Here is a 26,149-nt window from a genome sequence, read left to right as displayed (position 1 = left end):
ACTTGGATAGTGGTCAAATTTACTTTCGAGTAATATAATCATCACTTGGGTGATTTTTTTAATCATAATTGCTTTTAAATCATTCAATAATGCTAATCATACCTACCTGGCAAAAAAAGTCTTAGCTATTATAGTTAGCACACTATTGAACTACTTGTAAGTAATAGTAATCGCTTTATTCAACGAATAATTCTCCTAAAAAAACCAGATTTGTTTAGTAATCTTTCTATAAAAAATTCTAAGTGACCATTTGGAACATCTGGTGTAGGCCATGAAAGAATCTTGTTTGCTAATGCAGTAATTGCTAATGCTGCTGGAGAACGAGGAAAAGCATCAACTACAATTTTTTGTTTTTTAACTGATTGACGAACTTTATCATCTAATGGGATACATGCCACAAAATCAAGACTGACATTCAAAAATCTTTGAGTAACTAAAGTTAATTTAGAAAACAATTCCCTGCCTTCACGATAACTTCTAAGCATATTTGCAACTACTTTAAATCTTTGTACTTGATGCTCTCTACTTAACAATTTGATTAAAGCATAAGCATCCGTAATAGAGGTAGGCTCGTCACATACCACCACAAGTACATTCTGTGCAGCTCTTGAAAAACTAATGACCATATCTGAAATACCCGCAGCCGTATCTATTAATAGTATTTCTATTTCTTCCTCTAATGTACTAAATGCTCGGATCAATCCAACATGTTGTGTATGAGATAGTTCTGTCATACTTCTCGTTCCTGAAGTTGCTGGAATAATTTTAATACCATAAGGACCTTCAATAACAGCATCTTTTAATGTACATTTTCCTATTAAAACATGGCCTAAATTAAGTTTAGGTCGAATTCCTAACATTACATCAATATTAGCTAAACCTAAATCGGCATCAAATACCATCACCTTTTTCCCTTGACGAGCCATACAAATTGCTAGACCTAAAGTTAGGTTAGATTTGCCTACCCCTCCTTTACCTCCAGTCACAGCAATCACTTTAGTTGATAAAGGTCTCGCTAAATGACGTAAACCGCTAGCCTGGTCACGTATTGTATTATTTGTCATAATTTTTTCTGCCTAACGTTTATCATCTGAATTACTATTCCAATAATAAGGTTCATTGTCTATTGATTTCTCTAGTAATTCATTTGCTTTCGCTACCATATATTTTGGTTTTGCTAAAACAATATCTTCTGGTACTCGTTGACCATTTGCTATATAAATAACAGGCAATGCGTTTTGAACTACTGCGCTTACGAATTCTCCTAATCCTAATGATTCGTCAAGTTTAGTCATTATACAACCAGAAAGTGGAATTCTTCTAAAGTGTTCTATAGTTTCTTGTAATACTTTTCTTTGAGCAGTTGCAGATAACACAAGGTAACTATAAATTATCTCATTGCTTTCTTGCATTAAGGTATCTAATTGCTCTGATAAACGTACATCACGTTGCCCCATCCCAGCAGTATCAACTAAAATCAATCGACGATTTTTTAATTGTTCGATAACACTAGCTAATTCATTGGAATCTTTAGCAATTCTTACAGGACATCCCATAATTTTCCCATAAATTGAAAGTTGCTCATGTGCACCAATACGATAAGTATCAGTAGTTATTAATGCAACATTATTTGAACCATATTCCATTGCTGCTCTTGTAGCTAATTTTGCAATAGTTGTGGTTTTGCCTACACCAGTTGGACCTAGTAAAGCAACTATTCCACCACGTTTCAAAATATCATTTTTTGGTACTGGAATTTGATCAGCAATTAAACTAAGCAAGGTTTTCCAGGCTTTTTTTGGTGGAGTGTTTTCTGGAATATAACAAGCTAGCTGTTCTGAAAGTTCAGAAGCAACTCCCATTCTTTCTAACCGTTTTATTAACATTGCACGTAAAGGTTCTCGACGTTCTACCTCTTGCCACATTAATCCAGAAACTTGATGTTCAAGTAAATGACGCATAGATGTCATTTCTTGACGCATATTTTCTAGTCCTTCTGATACCGTTTGAGCTAATGGAGCATTATTATTAATCACTTTTCTATGAGAATTTGAAAAAAACTTATCATTTTTTTGTTGTTTTTTAAAAATATCAGATAAAGATTTTTCATTCTTAAAATTATTTTTATGGTATACTTTTTGACTAGTTTGACTGGCTTCAGCATATTGCTTTAGCATGTCAGAAAAACAGTTTATAGATTGAGTAGTATTAGATTGTAAAGTAACTTGATCTTCCTTTAATTGACGTTTAAAAGGATCATAGATATTTGTTGAATGAATATTAATTTGTTCACTATCAACTGCTGCAATAATCTCTACACCATTATCAATTTTTTTATTTGACATAATTACAGCTTCAGAACCTAATTCTTCTTTTACTTGAAGTAGAGCAGAACGCATGTCTTTTGCAAAAAAACGTTTAATTTTCAAAATAAATATCCATCATTAAAATTATGCATCGATTAATTGCCAATCGTTTGTACAATTCGGATCTCTTTCTCATCTGGAATTTCTTGATAAGAAAGAACCCTTAACGAGGGAATAGTATTCTTAACAAACTTAGCTAGTGTAGTACGCAATATACCAGATGTTAGCAGTATAGCAGGCTCCCCTTTGAGTTCTTGTTCTTGAGTAACTTTACTTAATGATGTCTGCAACCGTTGTGCTAATCCTGGTTCTATAATACCTAATGATTCTTCAGATGAAACTTTCATACTCTTATTTAATACTTGCTCTAAATCCGGAATTAAAGTAATAACTGGTAATTCTATCTTTACCCCATTGATTTCTTGAATAATTAAACGTTTTAATGAAATTCGGACAGCCGCTGTTAAAATATCAGATTCCTGACTTTTGCTAGAGTACTCTGATAAAGTTTGGACAATTGTTTTTATATCTCGAATGGGAACAGCTTCATTTAATAAATTTTGTAAAACTTTAACTACAACTCTAAGAGGTAATTGTTCAGGAATAAAGTTCTCAACTAATTTTGGTGCAGTATGAGATAAGATTTCTAATAAATTCTGTACTTCTTCGTATCCAATTAATTGAGATGCATTATTAGTCAATAATTGACTTAAATGCGTAGCTAATACCGTTGATGCATCTACCACTGTATAACCTAATGCTTGAGCATGTTCTCGTTGTTCTTTTTGAATCCAAGCAGATTCCAAACCAAATGCAGGATCTACAGTTTTTTCACCTTTAATATCACCATGTACTTGCCCTGGATTAATCGCAAGTTCTTGATTGGGTTTTATTTCTGATTCTCCAACTATAACACCCATTAAAGTAATTCGGTAACGATTTGGTGTTAACTCTAAATTATCTCTAATATGAACTGCAGGGATAAGAAACCCAAAATCTTGAGAAAGTTTCTTGCGTACACCTTTAATACGATCTAACAATTCACCATTTTGTTCACGATCGACTAATGGAATGAGTCTGTAACCTACTTCTAAACCTATAGAATCAACAGGTTGTACATCATTCCATGATAATTCTTTCTGCATTAATACATCATTAGATTTTTTTATATCAAAAGTTTCTTTGATTGCTAATTTTTTTTTCTGTTTAATAAAAATCCAATATACACCAGCAGTCGATATAATAGCCAATAACAAAAATGGGAAATGGGGCATTCCTGGTACTAATCCCATTATACCTAAAATAAAAGAGGTAATCATAAGTGATTTAGGGTTATCAAATAATTGAAATATAACTTGCTGACTCATATCTTCATCAGTATTTTGACGTGTTACCATAATAGCTGCACCAATTGAAAGCAATAAAGAAGGAATTTGTGCTACTAGGCCATCTCCAATAGTTAATAAAGTATAAATTTCTACTGCTTTATTTAATTCTAAAGAATACTGGACCATTCCAATCAAAAAACCGCCAATAATATTAATAAATAAAATTAAAATACCAGCAATAGCATCACCTTTGACAAATTTAGAAGCACCATCCATTGAACCATAAAAATCAGCTTCTTTAGTTACTTCAAAACGACGAGCTCTTGCTTGGTCTTGATTAATAAGACCTGCATTTAAATCAGCGTCTATAGACATCTGTTTTCCAGGTAAAGCATCAAGGGTAAAACGTGCACTTACTTCAGAAATACGACCTGCCCCTTTGGTTACAACCATAAAATTAATAATCATTAATATAAGAAATACAACCAAACCAACAGCATAATTTCCACCAATCACTACATGACCAAAAGCTTCAATAACACTACCAACAGAACCAGATCCTTCATGACCATGAAGAAGCACTATACGTGTTGATGCAACATTAAGAGCTAATCTAAGTAAAGTAGCAATAAGGAGAATAGTTGGAAATGCAGAAAAATCTAATGGTCGGCGCGTATACACCGTCACCAATAATACTACCATAGACAAAGCAATATTAAATGTAAAAAATAAATCAAGAATTAAAACTGGCACAGGTAAAACTATCATAGCCAGCGTTGCTAAAACAACTATAGGAGCACCTACTGTTGGCATAGAGTTTTTAGATATCACTGGTATGTTTTTAAAAAATGAGAGACTATTTTTCATAAAATTAATTAATAATGCTATTGTTCCTGATCAACTATTTAAATAAAATTATTCAATAACTAAAAAATCATTAAGTCCTGTAGATAAAACAGAAAGCTTCAAAAGCATAAAAAGAGAGTAAAATACTCTCTTTTTATGCTTAATTCCTTAAAAAAAATAGCATTGATAACTTTCTTAGCTGTTTTTTATAGCTTCTTTCATACTTAATCGGATACGACCATGACGATCAATTTCAAGCACTTTAACTTGCACTTGCTGACCTTCCTTTAAATAATCAGATACTTTTTCTACATGAGAATTAGAAATTTGAGAAATATGAACCAAACCATCTTTTCCTGGAAGAATACTTACAAATGCACCAAACTCAGCTAAACGAACAACCTTTCCTACATAAATAATGCCAACTTCAACTTCAGCTGTTAAAAATTTAATGCGATTAATTGCATTTTCAGCTTGTTTACTAGAAGTTGCAGCGATTTTAACAATACCATCATCCTCAATTTCAATTACAGTACCAGTTTCTTCGCAAAGAGAACGAATAACAGTTCCACCTTTACCAATAACATCACGAATTTTATCCGTATTAATCTTCATTGTATGAATACGAGGGGCAAACTGAGAAATTTCTTTACGTGAACTAGAAATAGCTTTATTCATTACAGCTAAAATATGTTTACGTGCAGAATGAGCTTGGTAAAGGGCAACTTGCATAATATCTTTGGTTATACCTTCAATTTTAATATCCATTTGTAGTGCAGTAATACCATTAATAGTACCTGCCACTTTAAAATCCATGTCACCTAAATGATCTTCATCACCAAGGATATCAGAAAGAACAACGAAATCTTCCCCTTTCTTCACTAACCCCATAGCTATACCTGCCACAGCAGACTTAATTGGTACACCGGCATCCATAAGAGCCAAAGAAGTTCCACAAACAGAAGCCATTGAAGAAGAGCCATTAGACTCAGTAATCTCTGAAACTACACGAACTGTATATGGAAATTCTTCAATAGAAGGCATTACTGCAGAAATAGCTCGTTTAGCTAATTTACCATGACCAATTTCACGACGTTTAGGAGAGCCAACAAAACCAATTTCACCCACACAGTATGGCGGAAAATTATAATGTAATAAAAAATAATCTTTATGTTCACCTGTTATTTCATCAATAACCTGAGCATCACGTTGTGTTCCTAAAGTTACAACTACAAGTGCTTGAGTTTCACCACGAGTAAATAAAGAAGAACCGTGAGTCCTAGGAAGAATACCAGTACGCACATCTAAAGCACGAATCATCTCTTTTTCTCGACCATCAATACGTAAACTGCCGTTGAGAATACGATCACGTACTACATTTTTTTCTAATTCAATCAAAATGGATAAAATATCACGCTTACATAGTTCATTATTTTTCTCAAGTAACTCTTCAATAGTATCGTTTTTTATTATATTAATCTGTTCATAACGATTTATTTTATCATTAATTTGATACGCCTTAATAAGGCGAGTTTTAGCTAGTTTAACTATGTGATTTTTTAGTTCTGTATTAACTATTGGAGCTTTCCATTCCCACAAAGGAGTTGCAACTACATCTGCAAATTGATTAATCTCATTAATTAATACCTGTTGTTGCTCATGACCAAATACGATTGCTGATAACATTTCTTCTTCAGACAGATTATCAGCCTCTGATTCTACCATTAACACTGCATTATCAGTACCAACAATGACTAAATCAAGTCGAGAATGTTTTAACTCTATATTGCTTGGATTTAAGACTAATTTATTATCAATATGGCCAATACGTGCAGCACCAATAGGACCTTTAAACGGAATACCAGAAATAGAGAGAGCTGCTGAAGCACCAATAATTGCTACTATATCAGGTTGAACATCTGGATTTAGTGACATTACTGTTGCAATAACCTGTATTTCATTTGTAAACATACTTGGAAATAATGGACGAATTGGACGATCAATCAGACGAGCTGTTAATATTTCAGCTTCAGAAGGTCTACCTTCACGTTTAAAGAACCCCCCAGGAATTTTGCCTGCAGAATAAGTACGTTCTTGGTAGTTCACTGTTAAAGGGAAAAAATCTTGTTCCTCCATTGCTTTTTTATTACCAACTACAGATACAAATACTGTTGTATCATCCATAGTTACTATTACTGATGATGTAGCTTGACGTGCAATTACACCAGTTTCTAAAGTAACTGTATGATTACCGTACTGAAAAGTCTTAACAACTGGTTTTTTGAACATTCTCATTCCTTGCTAAGTATTAAATTAAGTATAAATTAAATTAAATTGAATAGACTCTACAAACTAGAAATTAACTCTGGAACTAAATAAAAATAATCGAACTTATTTTGCCTTACTTTTAGTTTTTTTAATCCCTTTAATAAAAATTTCTTAACGTTAATAATGCTAATATATGGTCAATTATAAATTGTAGAAGCTAGCTAAAATGTAGTATAAACTACTTGTAAAGAATTTTGGAAAGTTTATAGAGAATAAAAAAGGAGCAAAAGCTCCCTGAAAAATTCAAACCGTTCCTTTGATTTCTACTTATCTGCGTAACTCTAATTTTTTAATTAAATCTTGATAACGAAAATGGGACTTGTTTTTTAAATAATCAAGAAGTTTCCGACGGCGAGAAACCATAAATAAAAGGCCACGACGACTATGATGATCTCCTTTGTGAACTTTAAAATGGGATTGAAGATGATTAATGGTTCCTGTAAGCAAAGCAACCTGAACTTCCGGTGAACCAGTATCAGCCTTACCTCGAGCATATTGAGCAATAATCACTTTCTTACTTCCTGTGCTTAAAGACATAATATATTCCTAGAATCAAATTATTTTAAATGTAACAACCAAGCGTTTATTTCTAGGTCACTACTCTAATTAGTGAGAGATTGTAAAAAAAAACATCTAATATAGCAACTCTCTTCTTATTCAACTTTTAACATAATACAAAACTTATTTTTTATGCAATTCTTGTATTGAAATTAATAAATTAGAATAATTACTAGCGCTATGTGCCATACAGGTTGCAAACGCCGCATTTAAGGTAGTAGCATAGTTCACCTTTTCTGTTAATGCAGCACGTCGGAGAATTTTTGAATCCTTAATTGCCTGACGACCAGAAACAGTATTTACGATATAAGTATATTCATTATTTTGTATACGATCAAGAACATGAGGATGTCCTTCATGTACTTTATTAACTATACGAGGATTCATACCCGCTTCTCTAAGAACAATCGCAGTACCATAAGTCGCATCTAGTTCATAACCAATTTTTTCTAATTTTAATGCTAAATCAGCAATTCGCCCTTTATCACCTTTACAAACAGAAAGAAGTGCGCGTTTAATACCTTTATTAGAATATACATTACCACAACTTAACTCTGCCTTAGCGTATGCTTCATTAAATATTTTACCAATACCCATAACTTCACCAGTAGATCGCATCTCTGGACCTAATAATGGATCGACGTTAGGGAATTTATTAAAAGGAAACACAACAGCTTTAACTGAATAATGGGAAGGGATAATTTCCTTAGTAAAATTTTGAGATTTAAGAGATTGACCTAACATAACACGGGCTGCAATTTTTGCAATCGGCACTCCAATTGCCTTAGATACAAATGGGATTGTACGTGCTGCTCGAGGATTAACTTCAATTAAATATACCTCATTCTTCTTAACTGCAAATTGTATATTCATTAAACCTAAAATATTGAGTTCAAATGCAAGTTTTTTGGCTTGTTTACGTATAATATCCTGAATTTCTTGACTTAATGTGTATGCTGGTAGGGAACATGCAGAATCACCAGAATGAATGCCAGCTTGTTCTATATGTTCCATAATACCAGCTATAACAACATGCTTACCATCACAAATAAGATCTACATCAAGTTCAACCGCATCATCAAGAAAAGCATCAAGGAGTACTGGTAACTGACTAGATAAACTAACAGCTTCTTTAAAATAACGACATAAATCTTGTTTATCATAAACGATTTCCATTGCGCGACCACCAAGAACATACGAAGGACGAACTACGAGTGGAAACCCAATTTCTTTTGATTGCTCAATCGCTTCTTTTATTGTATTAATAGTTGCATTTTTAGGTTGAAGTAAACCCAAATGATTCACTACTAACTTAAAATGTTCACGATCTTCAGCATAATCGATGGAATCAGGACTTGTACCCAATATTTGAATACCAACCTCCTCAAGAGAACGAGCTAACTTAAGTGGTGTTTGACCACCATATTGAATGATAATACCTTTAGGTTTTTCAATACGCACAATAGATAAAATATCTTCTAATGTGATTGGTTCAAAATATAACCGATCAGAAGTATCATAATCGGTAGAAACCGTTTCAGGATTACAATTTACCATAATTGTTTCATAACCATCTTCTCTCAATCCTAAAGATGCATGGACACAACAATAATCAAATTCAATTCCCTGACCAATACGATTTGGACCTCCTCCAAGTATCATGACTTTTTCTTTATCAGTAGGATCTGATTCACATTCATCATCATAAGAAGAATACATATAGGCTGTTTTAGTAGAAAATTCAGCAGCGCAGGTATCAACACGTTTATAAACAGGATGAATATCATATTGATTACGTAAAGAACGGACATCTTTTTCAGTTACTCCAACTAATTTAGATAAACGAGCATCAGAAAAACCTTTACGCTTCATTTGAGTCAAGTTTTCTTTATTAAAACCAGAAAATCCTATGATTTTAATTTTTTCTTCTAATACAATTAGTTCTTCAATTTGCATTAAGAACCAACGGTCAATTTGTGTTAAATGATAAACTTTATCAATAGACATTTTTGCTCGAAAAGCATCTGCTATATACCAAATACGCTTGGAGCTTGCTTGTTTTAATTCATAGCAAATTTTTATCAATGCCTCTGGATCATTTAGGTTAACAATTTCATCAAAACCGGTGACACCTACTTCTAATCCGCGTAATGCCTTCTGTAATGATTCTTGTTGGTTACGCCCAATAGCCATTACTTCACCTATTGACTTCATTTGGGTTGTTAATCGATCATTCGTACCAATAAATTTTTCAAAATTGAAGCGAGGAATCTTAGTTACTACATAATCAATAGTAGGCTCAAAAGATGCAGGCACTATACCACCAGTAATATCATTCATGAGCTCATCAAGAGTAAAACCTACAGCTAATTTTGCAGCGATTTTTGCAATAGGGAAACCTGTTGCTTTTGATGCTAAAGCAGAGGAACGAGATACACGAGGATTCATTTCAATAATAACCATACGTCCATTTTTCGGATGAATAGCAAACTGTACATTTGAACCTCCAGTTTCAATTCCTACTTCACGCAATACAGATATTGAGGCATTACGCATAAATTGATATTCTTTATCAGTCAAAGTTTGAGCTGGCGCTACAGTAATAGAATCACCAGTATGAATACCCATTGGATCAATATTTTCAATTGCACATACAATAATACAGTTATCTGATTTATCACGAACTACTTCCATCTCGTATTCTTTCCAACCAATCAGTGATTCATCAATTAGTAGTTCATGTTTTGAAGAAAGACTAAAACCACGGCAACAAATATCATTAAACTCTTGTTTATTGTAAGCGATACCACCACCAGAACCCCCCATAGTAAATGATGGACGAATAATACAAGGGAAACCGATTATCTCAACAATACGATCAGCTTCGTCCATGGTTCTAGCTATATCAGAATAAGGAGAATCTAAGCCAATAGATTTCATCGCATTATAAAAACAAGCTCTATCTTCTGCTTTATTAATACTTTTTGCTGTTGCACCAATCATTTCAACAGAGAATTCTTCTAGAACTCCATGTTTATCTAAATCTAATGCACAATTAAGCGCAGTCTGTCCACCCATTGTAGGAAGTAGAGCGTTTGGACGATCTTTTTTAATAATACGGCGTACGATTTTCCAGTCAATTGTTTCAATATAAGTTACATCGGCTATATCAGGATCAGTCATAATAGTAGCAGGATTAGAATTTACTAGGATAAGCCTATAGCCTTCTTCACGTAAAGCTTTACAAGCTTGAACGCCTGAGTAATCAAATTCGCAAGCTTGACCGATCACTATAGGTCCAGAACCTAGAATTAAAATACTTTTAATATCAGTACGTTTTGGCATTTATCTAAACTCCAAATTACGGCTACATATACTGTCTAATTAAATCTACAAAGTAGTCAAATAAAATAGATGCATCATGCGGACCAGCACTGCCTTCCGGATGACCTTGAAAACTAAAAGCAGGTTTATCTGTACGATGAATACCTTGCAAAGAACCATCAAATAAAGATTTATGTGTTGGTATCAAATTCTTAGGTAATGTATAAGGATCAACTGAAAAACCATGATTTTGTGATGTAATCATTACTAGACCACGTTTAATGTCTTCAACAGGATGATTGACTCCATGATGACCAAATTTCATTTTTATAGTTTTTGCACCAGATGCTAATGCTAATATTTGGTGTCCTAAACAAATACCAAAAATAGGTATGCTTTTCTCTAAAAATATTTTAGTTGCTTCAATGACATTGTTGCATGCTTCAGGATCACCAGGACCATTAGATAAAAATATTCCATCTGGCTTTAATGCTAATATCTCATCAACTAGAATTGTTTCAGGCACTACTGTCAAATGACAACCACGATCAACAAGCATCCGAAGAATATTACGTTTTACACCTAAATCATAAACAACGACATGATATGGCAATTCAGTATTATCTTTATATTTAGAATATTTTGTTAAGCATGCACAAGAACCTTGTCTCCACTTATATATCTTATTAGTGGAGACTGATTTTATAATCTTCATTCCTTTTAAACCAGGAAATTTCCTTACCTTAGATAACACCTTTGTTCGATCAAATTTTTTATTACCAGCAATAATACAAGCATTCTGAGCACCTTTCTCACGAATTATTCGAGTTAATTTACGAGTATCAATACTAGCAATACCAACAATTTTTTTAAATTTTATATAATCTAAGATGGATTGTTCGCTACGAAAATTTGAATGAGCTATAGGAAGTTCACGAATTACAATTCCTTGTGCATGAATTGAAGAAGATTCTTCATCCTCTTGATTTACCCCAGTATTACCTATATGAGGGTAAGTAAAAGTAATAATTTGTTGATAATAAGAAGGATCAGTAAGAATTTCTTGGTACCCTGTCATTGAGGTATTAAAAACCATTTCACCAATAGATATACCTGATACTCCAATAGAAACACCACTAAATTCTGTACCATCTTCTAAAAACAAGAATGCCGATTTACTCAAGATATCCTCCAGAATAAAAACATACAACTAAGATTTTGTTACAATTACAGCAATAAAGAAAACATAATTTTTATATGATCTAAACCCTATTTTTAACGATCGATAAAAAAATTATTTAAAACCAAAGTTCAATTTAGAATTAAGAAATAAATATTAAAGACCTAAAACATCTGTCATAGAAAATAAACCTGAACTTTTATCAGATAACCAAAGAGCTGCTGCAATAGCACCATTAGCAAACATCATACGATCAGTAGCTTTATGGACAAGTTCTACTCGTTCACCAGTGCCAAAAAAAATAGCCGTATGCTCACCAACTAGATTACTAGCTCTAATAACTGAAAAAGAAATTTTATTTTTGGACATCTGATGAAATACATCATCTTTAGAATTTTCCCTCATAGCATCAACGATGATATCTCTCATAGCAATAGCAGTACCAGATGGCATATCTACTTTATGACGATGATGAGCTTCAATGATCTCAATATCACAAAAATTCCCTATTACTTTAGATGATATTTCTAATAATTTAAAAAGCAAATTAATTCCAACACTGTAATTTGGAGAGATCATAACTGCTATTTCTTGTGCTGCTTCATTGATTAAAAAACGTTCTTTATCACTGAAACCTGTAGTACCTATAACTATCTTCTTTTTATATTTTTTACATAATTCAATATTTTTCAAAGTACTTTCTGGAGTTGTAAAATCTATTAAGATCTCAAATTTTTCTGCTGATTCCTCAAAATTATTTGTCAAAATAACTCCAATGTTTTTTTCACCGAATAATTTGCCAATATCCATACCAATAGACGAAGAATTAGCGGATTCAAAAGCAGCATTTACCATTATATCACGATGATTTAATGCTGATTTTACTACGCAAGAACCCATACGACCCATTATACCTGAAATACCAATTTTTACCATTGTATCCTCATATTGTATGTAATACTCATTAACTGAGTTTAAGCTGTATAAGAGTAATAGTAATTAAAGAGAGAATTTATCAGGATAAGCAAATAAATTAAAAACTATTCTTTTTACTTATCCTATCTATGATAGATATATTTGCTTTAGGAAAACGATAATTTTTTAGGTTGCTTAGCTTTATCCAAACTCCTTTCTGTCCCTCACGTCCATATGGTTCATTTTCAAATAAAGATACCAAAAAAAAATCAAATTGAAATAAGGTTCCCTGTTCCTTATAAATTGAACGTTCAAAATGATTTAACTTTATAACTACTATCCCTACTTCTTCCTTTAATTCCCTAATAAGAGCTTCTTGATAACTTTCTCTAGTTTCTACTTTACCACCAGGAAATTCCCAATAACCAGTTTTTTGAACATTTTTATGACGCTTAGTAATAAAAACCTCAGTTCTTTTTGGATTTAGAATAATGCCAGCAACAATTTTCAAAGGTTTCATTTATATAGATTCATTTCTTTATCCTACCATGGCAGTGCTTAAATTTTTTACCACTTTCACATGGACAAGATTCATTACGACCAACTTTACGTTTTTTATTAAAAATAAATTGTTTTTTTTTGCTAGAAAACGACTGTTTCTGATTTATAAAAGTACTATTCTGTGAATAATTTTGAGATTCTATGCTTTTAATATCTTGACTTTTTATAGAAAACTTTGAGAGTATAATGATTACATCAAATTTAAGTGAATCTAAAAAATTTTCAAATAATTCAAAGGATTCACGTTTATATTCTTGATTAGGATTTTTTTGAGCATAACCGCGAAGGTGAATTCCTTGACGTAAATGTTCCATTGCAGATAAATGTTCCTTCCAAAGGATATCAAGTGTTTGTAACATAACTGACCTTTCAAAATTACGCAGAATCGTTGTGCCAATTATTTTTTCTTTCTGTTTATAAACTTCAACTGCTGAGAATAAGATCTTATCAAATAGATCTTTTTCAGTTAATTCAGTGTCTAGATTTAACCAAGATCTAATTGATATATCCAGATTAAAATCCCTTTTTAATCGATTTTCAAGAGAAAGCACATCCCAACTATCTTTAGGAGATCGAAAAGGAATATATTCACTCATTACTGATAAAAAAACATCACTACGATTCTGTTTGATCATTTGACTAATATTATCAATATCCATCAGTTCATCTCGAAGCTCATACACTACTTTGCGTTGCTCATTTGCCACATCATCATACTCAAGTAATTGTTTTCGAATATCAAAGTTACGACCTTCTACTTTACGTTGAGCTTTTTCAATTGAACGCGATAACATTTTACTTTCGATTGCTTCTCCTTCATCCATTCCACCTTGAATTAAACTTACTACACGGCTAGGCGTAAAAATTCGAAGTAATGAATCCTCCATAGATAAATAGAAACGAGATGAACCTATATCACCTTGACGACCTGCACGACCACGTAACTGATTATCAATACGACGAGATTCATGACGTTCAGTACCAATGATATGCAATCCTCCAGCATTAAGTACTTTATTATGATTAATTTCCCAATCAGCTTTGATTTTATTAATTTCCTCTAAGGTAGGATTATCTAATAATTCAACTTTAGATTTCCAACTACCACCTAATACAATATCAGTGCCACGACCAGCCATATTTGTTGCAATTGTAACTGCACTAGGCATACCAGCTTCAGCAATGATATCTGCTTCACTTTCATGAAACTTGGCATTTAATACATTATGTTTAATTTTTGCCTTACTAAGAGCATTAGAAAGTAACTCTGATTTTTCTATAGAAATTGTACCAACTAAGCAGGGTTGTCCTTTAATTACGCGTTTTTTGATGTCTTGAATAATTGCATTAAACTTTTCTAGTTCAGTACGATAAATAACATCAGGCATATCATTACGAATCATTAATTTGTTGGTTGGAATGACTACTGTTTCTAAACCATAAATTGAATGAAATTCAAATGCTTCAGTATCTGCAGTTCCAGTCATACCAGATAATTTTTCATATAAACGAAAATAATTTTGAAATGTGATTGATGCTAAAGTTTGATTTTCATTTTGAATATTAACCTTCTCTTTAGCCTCTATTGCTTGATGAAGTCCTTCTGACCAACGACGGCCTGGCATTGTTCGACCTGTATGCTCATCAACAATAATCACTTCACCATTTTTAAGAATATAATCAACATTTTTTTCAAATAGTATATGTGCACGCAAAGCAGAATCAATATGATGCAATAAACCAATATTTTTTGGAGAGTAAAGCGTATCATCTTTAGTCATTAGATTATTTTTAATCATTAATTTTTCTACAAAATCATGACCTGTTTCAGTTAAATAAACCTGCTTGGATTTCTCATCAACTGTATAGTGACCATTGCCTCGATATTCCATTGAATCTTCTCGATCCTGTTTTTTCAACAAAGGAATTAAGGAATTAATACGTATATAAAGATCAGAACTATCTTCTGAAACACCAGAAATGATAAGAGGAGTGCGAGCCTCATCAATTAAAATTGAATCTACTTCATCAATAATAGCAAAAGAACGCTCCTTTTGAACACGATCATCATGACAAAAAGCCATATTATCACGAAGATAATCAAAACCAAATTCATTATTTGTTCCATACAAAATATCAGTTTGATAAGCTTCTTTTTTTTCTTTATGCAACATATTAGATACATTTATACCAACATTCATATCAAGAAACTGAAAAAGAGGACGATTAACCTCTGCATCACGTTTAGCTAAATAATCATTTACTGTTACAATATGAACACACTTACCGGTTAAAGCATTTAAGTAAGCTGGCAAAGTAGCTGTTAAAGTTTTACCTTCACCTGTACGCATTTCTGCAATTTTCCCTAAATTAAGTACTAAACCACCCATTAATTGAACATCAAAATGACGCATTCCATGCACGCGTTTTGAAGCCTCACGTAATGTTGCAAATGCTTCAGGAAGCAAATTATCTAAATGTTCACCCTGGTTTATACGTTGACGAAATTCAGTTGTTTTTAATTTTAAATTAGCATCAGAAAGTTTTCTAAATATAGATTCATAGTTATTAACTTCTTGGACAATTTTATTAAGGTGACTTAATACTCTATCATTTCGACTACCAATTAACTTCGTTAACAGCTTAGTGATCATTTCCAAAAAATCTCTCTTTTTAAGTAAGTAAATTCAATTAATTTCGGTTATGCTTTGTGAAACATTTAATTGAATAAATTCTACTGACAATAAGAAATACCACAAGTACATTTTCGAATAATTAATTTACTACTTCTATTATTTCCTAATAATATATATTAACATGGTGCAAATTATTAATTTTTATTAAAAGTTCCTATGAATCAAAACAATACAGTTTTAATTAATAAACTTATGTTAGACCCTGGTTTTAGTCGGATTCTGAATCACTGTAAAAAAATCCTAGAAATTGACCAGTATCTTAAAAAAAATCTTCCTGAAATCATAGTTTCCTATTGCCGAGTAGCAAATATTAGAGATAATTGTTTAATTATAGAAGTTGCCAATGCTGGGTTAAAAATACTAATTAATTCTGAGATGTCAGGGATTTTAAAACAATTGAAAAAAGCTGGATTTACCTATCTTATGAAACTCAAGGTAAAGGTTAATCCTAACCTATATAATGATCTGAATAAGAAAAAATCTCCAAAACGATATCTATCTGACAATACAAAAGAATCGCTAGCAAACCTTAAAAACCTGATCTCTTTAAATATTCAAAAAAAAGCAATAAAATAGACTAACTAAACTGATAATAACCTAGATTTACCAAACTCGATTGGTGAACCAATTGTTTCTTCAAATGTAACTAATTCCCAAGCATCCTGGTCTGAAAGCAAACAACGAAGCAGTTGATTATTTAGTCCATGCCCAGATTTATAAGCACGAAATTCTCCAATAATAGAATGTCTACACATGTACAAATCACCAATAGCATCAAGAACTTTATGAGTAACAAACTCATTTTCAAAACGAAGGCCTTCTTCATTCAAAATCCGATATCTGTCTAGTACAATTGCACAATCAAAACTTCCACCTAAACATAAGTTCTTTGAACGAAGATATTCAATATCATGCATAAAACCAAAAGTTCTAGCACGGGAAATTTGTTTTACAAAAGCCTGAAATGAGAAATCAAAATGTAAATTCTGCTGATCAACATCAATTGCAGGATGGTTAAAATCAATTGTAAAATTAATACGAAAACCATTATAAGGGACAAATTCAGCCCATTTATCCCCATCTTCAAAACGCACTACCTTTTTTATACGAATAAAGCGTTTAGGAGAATTTAATGGTTGAATACCAGCTTGTTGTAACAAAAAAACAAACGGAGTAGCACTACCATCCATAATAGGAATTTCTGGTGCATCAACTTCAACAATAATATTATCGATGCCAATTCCTGCAAGTGCTGCATTTAAATGTTCAACCGTTGAAATACGCACACCTGCATCGTTTACTAAGGCAGTACACAACATAGTATCACGAACAGATCCAGGATCAGCTAGAAGATCTACAAAAGGATTAAGATCCGTACGACGATAGATAATACCAGAATTTGCTGAAGCAGGACGAAGAGTAAGAGTAACCTTACGACCGGAGTGAAGTCCTATACCAGTAGTTTTAACAATTTCTTTTAGAGTACATTGTGTAATCATATGCTTGCCTCAAAAAGCATCATAAATTGTAGTTTTAATAAGGATTCAAATCTAACATAATCTTAATCAGCCTTACGACGTAAAAATGCTGGAATATCTAAATACCCAGCATCTTGTTCTGTTTTTTTATCAATATGTTGTTTTTTTTCTGATGCTGATAAAACAGATGTTTTATTTTGAGGATAAAAATCAACTGGTGTTTTTTCTAATAATGAACGCCCTAATTTCTCTATTTTAGTAGATTCAGCATTCTGAATAATCTTAGATGAAGTACTTCTTGAAGTTAAAGAAAGCTCTTGATTTTTTTCATTACCGATACCTGTAGCAACAACAGTTACTCTTATTTCATCCGTCATACTTGAATCTAATGAAGTACCAATTACAACGGTTGCATTATCAGAAGCAAAGGCTTTAATGGTATTACCTACCGTCTCAAATTCATCTAAACGCATATCTATACCAGCAGTAATATTAATAAGAACACCACGAGCTCCAGATAAATCAATGTCTTCAAGTAATGGACTAGAAATTGCAGTTTCAGCGGCTTCTTCAGCACGATTTTCACCTTTAGACACCCCACTACCCATCATAGCATGTCCCATTTCAGACATAACTGTACGTACATCTGCAAAGTCAACATTAATCATTCCAGGACAAGTAATTAACTCTGCAATACCTTGAACAGCATTTTTCAGAACATCATTAACACTAGCAAAAGCTTCTAATAGTGTAATACCACGACCTAAAACTTTTAGCAATTTTTCATTTGGAATTGTAATTAAAGAGTCTACGTGCTTAGAAAGTTCTTCAATACCTTGCTCAGCAAATGCCAAGCGTTTTTTACCCTCAAAACTAAATGGCTTTGTCACTACAGCGACAGTTAAAACACCAAGTTCTTTAGTAACTTCAGCGATTACAGGAGCAGCACCAGTACCAGTTCCACCTCCCATACCAGCTGCAATAAATACCATATCTGCACCATCTAAAACTTCTTTAATTTTTTCGCGATCTTCTAAAGCCGCTTCACGGCCAAGTTGAGGATTAGCACCTGCACCAAGCCCTTTTGTAATATCAACACCAATTTGAATAACACTACTTACATTAGTTTTTCGTAATGCCTGAGCATCTGTATTAACACTAATAAATTCAACACCTTCTATAGACTCATTTACCATATGTTCTACAGCATTTCCACCACCACCACCAACCCCAACGACTTTAATTATAGCATCGTCGGATATTTCCATCATTGGTTCAAACATTTATCATCTCCGTTTTCCCTGATGTTTAGGTTAAAACTCTTTTTTTATCCAATTACGTAAACGACCAATAAATCCTGATATTGATTGGTGATTTACTTTGCTATATCCAATACCATTAGCTATTTGACTATTTTTTGCATAATGAAGCAAACCAACTACTGTAGAATGATATGGCTCTTTAACACAATCTGTTAAGCCATGAACTCCAATTGGTTGACAAACTCTAACTTGATTATTAAATACTCGTTCAGCACACTCTACTAAACCATCTATTTTTGATGCCCCGCCAGTAAGCACAATGCCAGACGCTAAATGATGTTTAAGACCATTTTTATATAATTTACCTTGAACTACATTAATAACTTGATTAACTAAAGTCATCAGCTCAGTATAACGAGGCTCTATTACTGAAGACAACATTTCCCTTCGTAAAATTTGAGGTGTTCTAGTTCCAATACTTGGTATATTGATGATATCATCTTTATCCGTTGATGCATGTACTGCAGAGCCATGTCTAATCTTAATTTCTTCAGCATCGTTCACTGTAATACCAAATGCAAATGCAATGTCGTTCGTAACTGAATCCCCCGCATAAGAAAAAACTTCAGTATGCCTTAAAACACCATCGGTCCAGATAGATAAATCCATTGTCCCTGCACCTATATCAACTACGCAAATACCATGTTCACGTTCATCATCGGTAATAACAGCATTACTAGTGGCTAATCCTGAATAAACAAGTTGCTTAACTTTAATGCCACAACGCTCTGCAACCTTAATTATATTTTTAGCCATATCAGTATGACAAGAAATTAAATGCACACTAACTTCCATACGAACACCAGACAAACCAAGTGGATTTTTAATACCTTCTTGATAATCAAGTGTAAATTCCTGGGGGATTACATGTAAAATTTTTTCTTCATCACTAATTTTTATTGATTTAGCAGTATAAATAACTCGATCTATATCTTTCTGTGATACTTCTTGATCTGTAACAATACCCATACCTTTTTCAATTCGACTATTTATATGCTTGTCAGAAAGTGATAAAAAAACCTCACTAATTTCATATCCTGCCATTAGCTCAGCTTGTTCTAATGCTTTTTGAACAGATTTTACAATTAAGTCTAAATCACTTACCCCTCCTTTTTTCATACCTTTAGAAGGAGTATACCCTGCCCCTAGAATATTAATTTGAGAATCAGGCAATATCTCAGCAATCAAAGCTGATACAGCAGCAGTTCCTATATCAAGAGCAACAATAATTTTTTCATCGCTGGAAGCTCTAGTCATCTTCTACTCACTTCAACTGACGTTTGTTTAGAGAACCAACCAATAGCGGCTCCAGTATCATATCTCAGATCAACATAACTAATATTCTGGCTAGTATCTGTTCCTAAATTTGTATAAAGCCTCAAGAAACGGTTGATTCGCTTACTTAGTGACTTTTTCCCAAGTTCCAATCTAATACCATTATCTAAAATTAAATGCCATGCTCGACGTTCATCTAAGCCTATTGAATGAATTTTCAGACCTAATGATTTTAAAAATGGAGTAATTTTATAATAAATGTCTAAAACTTCCTGACTACTTCCTTTTGGGCCATGTAGTCTAACTAGTTTTCCTTTTAACTGAGTAATATCTGCATTAAAAAAATCACCTTTTGTACTTAATAAAACATCTTCATTCCAAATAGCTTCAACATTATGCTCAATTAAAAAAATTTTAATTGTATCGGGCCATTGCTTGCGAATAGCAGCATGAGAAACCCAAGGTATTGAAGAAATTATATCTTGCAATACCTTGATATCCTGGGACATAAAAGTTCCAATGGATTCTAGTTTATTAAAAGCATGTTGAATATCTCCTACTGTTACATGATTTAAATCACCTTCAAGTACCATTCTAGAAAGTGGTAGCCGATTATCATCCCACATCCAAGATAAAACCAAGTAAAGAAGAAAAATAATTGATAGCAAAACCATCAAAAAAAACAAACCTCCAATAATATGCTGCTGAAAATAGGGAGCAACTCCTTTTTTATTATTTTCATCTTCGCAAATAGTTCTTATCAAATTAATACTTCCTTAAGTTTAATTAATTTTTAACCCTAAAATAATCTTAACTTAAATTAAATTATACTAAGCTAATACAAAGTATCAAATGTAGAAAGTTATGATTGAAAGATCAAAGATAAGTTAATTTATTTAAACCCCACAAATAGGCACCTTCCTATTAGAATGTAATCGCATATTTTTAAGGTTTAATCTAAAAATAAGAAGTTGTTTGGCTACTTGAGCAATATCACCTGCACCTTGAGTTAATAATAAATCACCATCTTGTAAAATATCTGATAATACTGAAAATACCATACTTTCAGAAGATAAAATTGGTGTAATCTTTCCACGATTATGGATACTTTGACACAAGGAAGGTGTATCAGCACCTGGAATAGGAGATTCACCGGCAGAATATACATCAAGCATAATTAGTAAATCAACCTGTTCCAAAACATTCAGAAAATCATTATATAAATCACGAGTTCGAGTATAACGATGAGGCTGAAAAATCATTACTAACCGCCTATTTTTCCAACTAGCACGAACTGCTTTAATAGTTACATCAACTTCAGTTGGATGATGTCCGTAATCATCTACTAGAACAACTTGACCATCACCTATATCAAATTCTCCTAAGTAATCAAATCTGCGACCAGTACCCTGAGTTCCAATCATTGCTGCTAAAATAGCTTCGTCATTAATATTATCTTCTGTTGCTACTGCAATTGCTGCTACAGCATTTAGTGCATTATGACGACCTGGAATATTAAGAGTGGTTTCTAATTTTTTTTTACCACGACGAAGTACAGTAAATTTACCTTGTAATCCTATCTGATAATAATTTTCTATACGAACATCTGCACATTCTGAAAAACCATAAGTAATTACTTGACGATTAATTCTAGGTATGAGGTCACGAATAACAGGATCATCAACACATACTATTGCTTGACCATAAAATGGAAGATTGTGTAAAAAGTCGATGAAAGCCTGTCTAAGTATTTCAAAATTTCCATCATATGTATCCATGTGATCAGCTTCAATATTAGTTACAATACTGACCATAGGTTGCAAATGCAAAAATGAAGCATCACTTTCATCAGCTTCAGCAATAAGAATTTTACTAGACCCTAATCGAGCATGTGTACCAGCGCTTTTAACTAAACCACCATTCACAAATGTTGGATCTAATCCAGCTTCTAAATAAATCTGAGTTACTAATGCAGTAGTGGTTGTTTTTCCATGAGTTCCAGATACTGCAATCCCATAACGAAAACGCATTAACTCAGCTAGCATTTCTGCTCGACTAATAATAGGAATTTGACGTTCTTGAGCTGCAATAATTTCTGGGTTACAAGAATGAATAGCAGTTGAAATTACTACTACACTTGCTTCTTCTATATTTTCTGATTGATGCCCAATATAAATAACTGCACCTTTTTTAATAAGAGATTTAACAATAGTACTTTCTGATACATCTGATCCAGTAATATTATAACCTTCATTAAGTAAAACTTCTGCAATTCCACTCATACCCGCACCACCGATACCAATAAAATGAATAGACGTAACTTTACGCATTTTATAATGCCGTTTATAAATTTGGTCTAATTCTCAAGTATATTTTATGATATATCAATCTAATTTTATTATTTTACTAAACTTACAATGGTATTTGCGACTTTTTGTCCTGCATCTGTAATTGCTAATTTACGAGCTTTTTTAGCCATATCAATAAGATGAACTCTGTTAAGTTTAGAAATCTCAAAAACTAATTTTTCAACACTTAATTCAGTTTGTTTAATGATTTTTGCTGCTCCAGATTTTACTAAAAAGTCAGCGTTAAGTGACTGATGATGATCTTTGTGAATAAATGGAATAAAAATAGCAGGCAGACCAGCTACTGCTATTTCAGAGACAGTTAAAGCACCAGAACGAGATACTACTAGATCTGCCCAACCATATGCTTCTGATATATTATCAATAAATTCAATAACTTTTACTTGATTAAAATTTACTTTGTAATAAGCTGATTTAATTCCTTTTTTCTTATATTTCCCTACTTGATGTAACACTTGATAAGTATTACCTAACTTAAACATTACTTTAGGCATAATTGTATTTAAAATCAGTGCTCCCTGACTACCTCCTATTACCAAGATACGAATAGGACCTTTTCTCTCTTTCATACGAATTTCAGGAGGATCTAATTCTATAATACTCTTTCGTATTGGATTGCCTACAGTTTCTGCTTTTGATAATGTACTAGGAAATGCTTGTAACACTTTCTTAGATATCTTCGATAACCATTTGTTTGTTAAACCAGAAACTGAATTTTGTTCATGTAATACTATAGGTACGTCGCTCAACCATGCAGCAAAAACCCCTGGTCCGCTAACATAACTTCCCATACCAAGAACAATATCTGGTTTCCATTTTTTTATATATTTTCGTGCTTTTAAAACCGCATAAAAAAAATTTAGACACACCTTAATCCATTCTATCTTTTTTTTTCCTTGCAACCCTTGTATTTTAATAAAATAAATTGGAATGCCATATTTTGGAACCAAACATGTTTCCATACATTCAAAATTACCAATCCAAGCAATTGACCAATTTTGTTGCTCAAGCTGTTTAGAAACCGCTAATCCAGAAAATATATGTCCACCAGTTCCACCAGCCATTATCATTAATTTCTTATTGTTCTTCATAATTTTTTATCGTCAATCGATATTCATAATCAATACGTAATAACATAGAAATAGCAATAGATATAATGATCAAACTTGAACCACCATAACTAACAAGTGGCAATGTAAGACCTTTAGTTGGAACAATACCAGTAACTGCACCTACATTAATTAATGTTTGTAAAGTGAACCAAATCGAGAAAGAAAATGCTAAATAACCAGAAAAATATTGATTATTTTCAAAGGATTTCTTTCCAATAAAAAGAGCTTTTAACACCAAATTTAAAATTAGGAATAAAACTAAGATCACTCCAATAAAACCTAGTTCTTCAGCCAATACTGCAAATACAAAATCTGTATGTGCCTCTGGTAAATACTCAAGTTTTTGTATTGAGTTACCTAATCCTTGACCAAACCAACTACCTCTACCAAATGCCATCAATGATTGAGTTAATTGGTAACCACTCCCAAATGGATCTTCCCAAGGGTCTAAAAATGAAATCACTCGCTGGATTCGATAAGGTTCTAAAAAAATCAATAAAATAATAGACATTATTCCAAGAGCTATAAATGCAATAAAATGTAATAGCTTTGCACCAGCAATAAATAACATCCCAAATAAAGTAACTAGCATAACGATTATACTCCCTAAATCTGGTTGATATAGTAGTAAAATAGCTAAAGAGGAAAACACCATAACAGGTTTTAAAAAACCACCAAAGAAAGTACTTCTTACTTCCTTTTGTTTTCTTACTAAATATCCTGACATAAATATGAAAAGTGTCAATTTAGCTAATTCTGCTGGTTGAAAATTAAACATACCAAAAGATAACCAACGGGATGAACCATTCACTGGTTTTCCAAATACTAAAACAAGACCTAATAAAAAAAATGAAATAGCAAGTAATAATGGACTACATTTCATCCAATATTCCAGTGGAATTTTTAAGATTATGCTTGATATAAACAAAGCTAAAATACAAAAGATAGCGTGGCGAAACATAAAATAGAAAGGCTGCCCTGCTAATCTTATACTGATAGGGAAAGATGCAGAAGTAACCATAATCAAACCAACTAACATTAAACATAGTGAGGTCCAAAGTAATTGTCTATCAAAACCAATGAATTTTTTAGAAAAAAAAATCTGTTTTTTTAGTAGAGGGAAAAAGTTCTTTAGTAAATCCATCACTCTAATCCTAAATTAGAAAATTTTTTAGCAAGCTCAACAAACAGATCTCCCCTTTTCATAAAGTTTTCAAATTGATCTGAACTAGAACAAGCTGGTGATAGCATTACGATATCCCCTTTTTTGATCCTTGTAATTATTGTACTTATAATAGAGTTTATAGAATCATATAACTTAGCCGATGAATGTAACAACATAAATTTTTTTCCATCACGACCAAAACAACAAAGTTCCACATTTAGATTTTTTAGTATAGGTTTTAGTGCAGATAAGTTGGCATTTTTACTGTCACCACCTACTAACAAATATAACTTTCCTGGACATGTTAATTGATACAAAGCAGCTAAAGTACTAGCAACATTAGTAGATTTTGAATCATTAACCCATTTAATTCCATTATTATTTAAAACAACTTGACAACGATGTTGCAAACCTCGGTAGGACTTTAGTAAATCTATACCTTTATTATAATCAACACCAGATTCTGATAAGAGAGCTAAGACAAATAAAACATTAGAAAAATTATGATAACCAATCATAGCAATTGAATCAGAAGCAATAACAGGCCTACCATTAGCTATCAAATGTTCTTTTCCCTTATAGTTTCCTAATTTAAACTGAAAAGAGTTATTAAAACCACATTTAAGTATTTTTTTAGATGAATCATCAGGAAAAGTACTTATATCATTTCCATTTACAATGCAAGTTTTCGCATTTTTAAAAATCCTTAATTTAGCTCGACGATAAGCTTCCATAGATTGATAACGATCTAAATGGTCTATTGATAAATTCAAAAAAGCTGCAGCAGTTAAGTTTAAACTTGAAGTTGTTTCCAATTGAAAACTTGATATTTCTAAAATATAAAGCTCAACTTTTCTTTGAAGTAAATCCAAGGCTGGTATCCCTATATTACCGCCAACAGCAACATTCACACCACTAGACTTAGCTAGCAATCCAGCTAAATCTACAACTGTACTTTTTCCATTTGAACCAGTAACTGCAATAACCGGCTTATCAACTTGCCAAGAAAAAAGCTCAATATCACCAACAACTTGAATGCCTTTGTCTATTGCTTGTTGAATTTCTTTAGTTAACAGTGATATTCCAGGATTAACTACAATTAAATTAGCCTTAAATAACCAAGAAAGATTCCAACGACCTTGGGATAGCTCTACTGAATCTGGCAGATTATTTCTACCAGGAGGATTCAATCTAGTATCAATAACTTTAATTGTTAACTTTTTAGGAAGTTTAATTAAATAGTTAACAACTGAAATCCCAGTAACACCAAGGCCAACTACTACAACATAGTTAATAAATTTCCAACGATTCATTTATAAAATACAG

19 protein-coding genes are annotated in these 26,149 nt (G+C 32.4%); 1 reads left to right on the top strand and 18 read right to left on the bottom strand.

The window, feature by feature from the left end; translation table 11 throughout:
- Positions 1–179 precede the first annotated feature (179 nt).
- From CF66_RS01875 to secA, 10 genes are all read right to left on the bottom strand, one after another.
- The gene (locus CF66_RS01875; protein ID WP_034411367.1) at positions 180–1,064 is read right to left on the bottom strand and encodes a MinD/ParA family protein; all 885 of its coding nucleotides are present in this window, start codon (positions 1,062–1,064) and stop codon (positions 180–182) included.
- A 12-nt stretch (positions 1,065–1,076) separates the two neighbouring features.
- Positions 1,077–2,429 (bottom strand): flagellar biosynthesis GTPase FlhF, encoded by a 1,353-nt coding sequence (gene flhF, locus CF66_RS01870; RefSeq protein WP_034411366.1) that lies wholly within the window; start codon positions 2,427–2,429, stop codon positions 1,077–1,079.
- Between the two features lie 32 nt (positions 2,430–2,461).
- Positions 2,462–4,561: a flagellar biosynthesis protein FlhA gene (gene flhA / locus CF66_RS01865; RefSeq protein ID WP_016503506.1), complete on the bottom strand. Its 2,100-nt coding sequence runs from the start codon at positions 4,559–4,561 to the stop codon at positions 2,462–2,464.
- Positions 4,562–4,735: 174 nt separating this feature from the next.
- Positions 4,736–6,829, bottom strand: a complete 2,094-nt coding sequence (pnp, locus tag CF66_RS01860; RefSeq protein ID WP_016503507.1) for a polyribonucleotide nucleotidyltransferase — start codon at positions 6,827–6,829, stop codon at positions 4,736–4,738.
- Positions 6,830–7,135: 306 nt separating this feature from the next.
- Positions 7,136–7,405 carry a 30S ribosomal protein S15 gene (gene rpsO, locus CF66_RS01855; protein WP_034411364.1) on the bottom strand — a complete coding sequence of 90 codons (270 nt, stop codon included), beginning with the start codon at positions 7,403–7,405 and terminating at the stop codon, positions 7,136–7,138.
- A 144-nt stretch (positions 7,406–7,549) separates the two neighbouring features.
- A complete protein-coding gene (gene carB, locus CF66_RS01850) occupies positions 7,550–10,771 on the bottom strand; it encodes a carbamoyl-phosphate synthase large subunit (RefSeq protein WP_034411363.1) in 3,222 nt (1,073 codons plus the stop codon).
- Between the two features lie 22 nt (positions 10,772–10,793).
- Positions 10,794–11,933 carry a glutamine-hydrolyzing carbamoyl-phosphate synthase small subunit gene (gene carA / locus CF66_RS01845; RefSeq protein ID WP_034411361.1) on the bottom strand — a complete coding sequence of 380 codons (1,140 nt, stop codon included), beginning with the start codon at positions 11,931–11,933 and terminating at the stop codon, positions 10,794–10,796.
- Positions 11,934–12,086: 153 nt separating this feature from the next.
- On the bottom strand, positions 12,087–12,866 hold the full coding sequence (gene dapB / locus CF66_RS01840) for a 4-hydroxy-tetrahydrodipicolinate reductase (protein ID WP_016503511.1): 780 nt from the start codon (positions 12,864–12,866) through the stop codon (positions 12,087–12,089).
- Between the two features lie 97 nt (positions 12,867–12,963).
- Positions 12,964–13,365 (bottom strand): 8-oxo-dGTP diphosphatase MutT, encoded by a 402-nt coding sequence (mutT, locus tag CF66_RS01835; RefSeq protein ID WP_016503512.1) that lies wholly within the window; start codon positions 13,363–13,365, stop codon positions 12,964–12,966.
- Between the two features lie 10 nt (positions 13,366–13,375).
- Positions 13,376–16,060 (bottom strand): preprotein translocase subunit SecA, encoded by a 2,685-nt coding sequence (gene secA, locus CF66_RS01830; protein WP_034411495.1) that lies wholly within the window; start codon positions 16,058–16,060, stop codon positions 13,376–13,378.
- 198 nt (positions 16,061–16,258) lie between these two features.
- Between secA and CF66_RS01825 the strand changes: the two genes are divergently transcribed.
- Positions 16,259–16,678 carry a DciA family protein gene (locus CF66_RS01825; protein WP_016503514.1) on the top strand — a complete coding sequence of 140 codons (420 nt, stop codon included), beginning with the start codon at positions 16,259–16,261 and terminating at the stop codon, positions 16,676–16,678.
- 5 nt (positions 16,679–16,683) lie between these two features.
- On the opposite strand, the gene lpxC is transcribed toward CF66_RS01825, so the two are convergent.
- The 8 genes from lpxC to murD form a co-directional block, all read right to left on the bottom strand.
- Positions 16,684–17,601: a UDP-3-O-acyl-N-acetylglucosamine deacetylase gene (lpxC, locus tag CF66_RS01820; RefSeq protein WP_016503515.1), complete on the bottom strand. Its 918-nt coding sequence runs from the start codon at positions 17,599–17,601 to the stop codon at positions 16,684–16,686.
- A gap of 62 nt (positions 17,602–17,663) precedes the next feature.
- The gene (gene ftsZ / locus CF66_RS01815) at positions 17,664–18,863 is read right to left on the bottom strand and encodes a cell division protein FtsZ (protein ID WP_016503516.1); all 1,200 of its coding nucleotides are present in this window, start codon (positions 18,861–18,863) and stop codon (positions 17,664–17,666) included.
- Between the two features lie 30 nt (positions 18,864–18,893).
- Positions 18,894–20,159 (bottom strand): cell division protein FtsA, encoded by a 1,266-nt coding sequence (gene ftsA / locus CF66_RS01810; protein ID WP_016503517.1) that lies wholly within the window; start codon positions 20,157–20,159, stop codon positions 18,894–18,896.
- On the bottom strand, positions 20,156–20,938 hold the full coding sequence (locus CF66_RS01805) for a cell division protein FtsQ/DivIB (RefSeq protein WP_242633029.1): 783 nt from the start codon (positions 20,936–20,938) through the stop codon (positions 20,156–20,158). The genes ftsA and CF66_RS01805 overlap by 4 nt, the downstream gene beginning before the upstream one ends.
- Before the next feature lie 135 nt (positions 20,939–21,073).
- Entirely contained in the window at positions 21,074–22,507 is a 1,434-nt protein-coding gene (murC, locus tag CF66_RS01800) for a UDP-N-acetylmuramate--L-alanine ligase (RefSeq protein ID WP_052541658.1), read from the bottom strand.
- 68 nt (positions 22,508–22,575) lie between these two features.
- Entirely contained in the window at positions 22,576–23,637 is a 1,062-nt protein-coding gene (gene murG, locus CF66_RS01795; RefSeq protein ID WP_034411358.1) for an undecaprenyldiphospho-muramoylpentapeptide beta-N-acetylglucosaminyltransferase, read from the bottom strand.
- Positions 23,624–24,802 (bottom strand): cell division protein FtsW, encoded by a 1,179-nt coding sequence (ftsW, locus tag CF66_RS01790; RefSeq protein WP_016503521.1) that lies wholly within the window; start codon positions 24,800–24,802, stop codon positions 23,624–23,626. The genes murG and ftsW overlap by 14 nt, the downstream gene beginning before the upstream one ends.
- The gene (murD, locus tag CF66_RS01785; RefSeq protein WP_034411357.1) at positions 24,802–26,136 is read right to left on the bottom strand and encodes a UDP-N-acetylmuramoyl-L-alanine--D-glutamate ligase; all 1,335 of its coding nucleotides are present in this window, start codon (positions 26,134–26,136) and stop codon (positions 24,802–24,804) included. Before murD ends, ftsW begins: the two co-directional genes overlap by 1 nt.
- Positions 26,137–26,149: the final 13 nt, after the last annotated feature.

The sequence above is a fragment of the Candidatus Photodesmus anomalopis genome (assembly GCF_000731785.2).
Taxonomy (GTDB): domain Bacteria; phylum Pseudomonadota; class Gammaproteobacteria; order Enterobacterales; family Vibrionaceae; genus Vibrio; species Vibrio anomalopis.
Note: the sequence above shows the minus strand (reverse complement) of the source record. Positions and strands in the feature narration are given on the sequence as shown.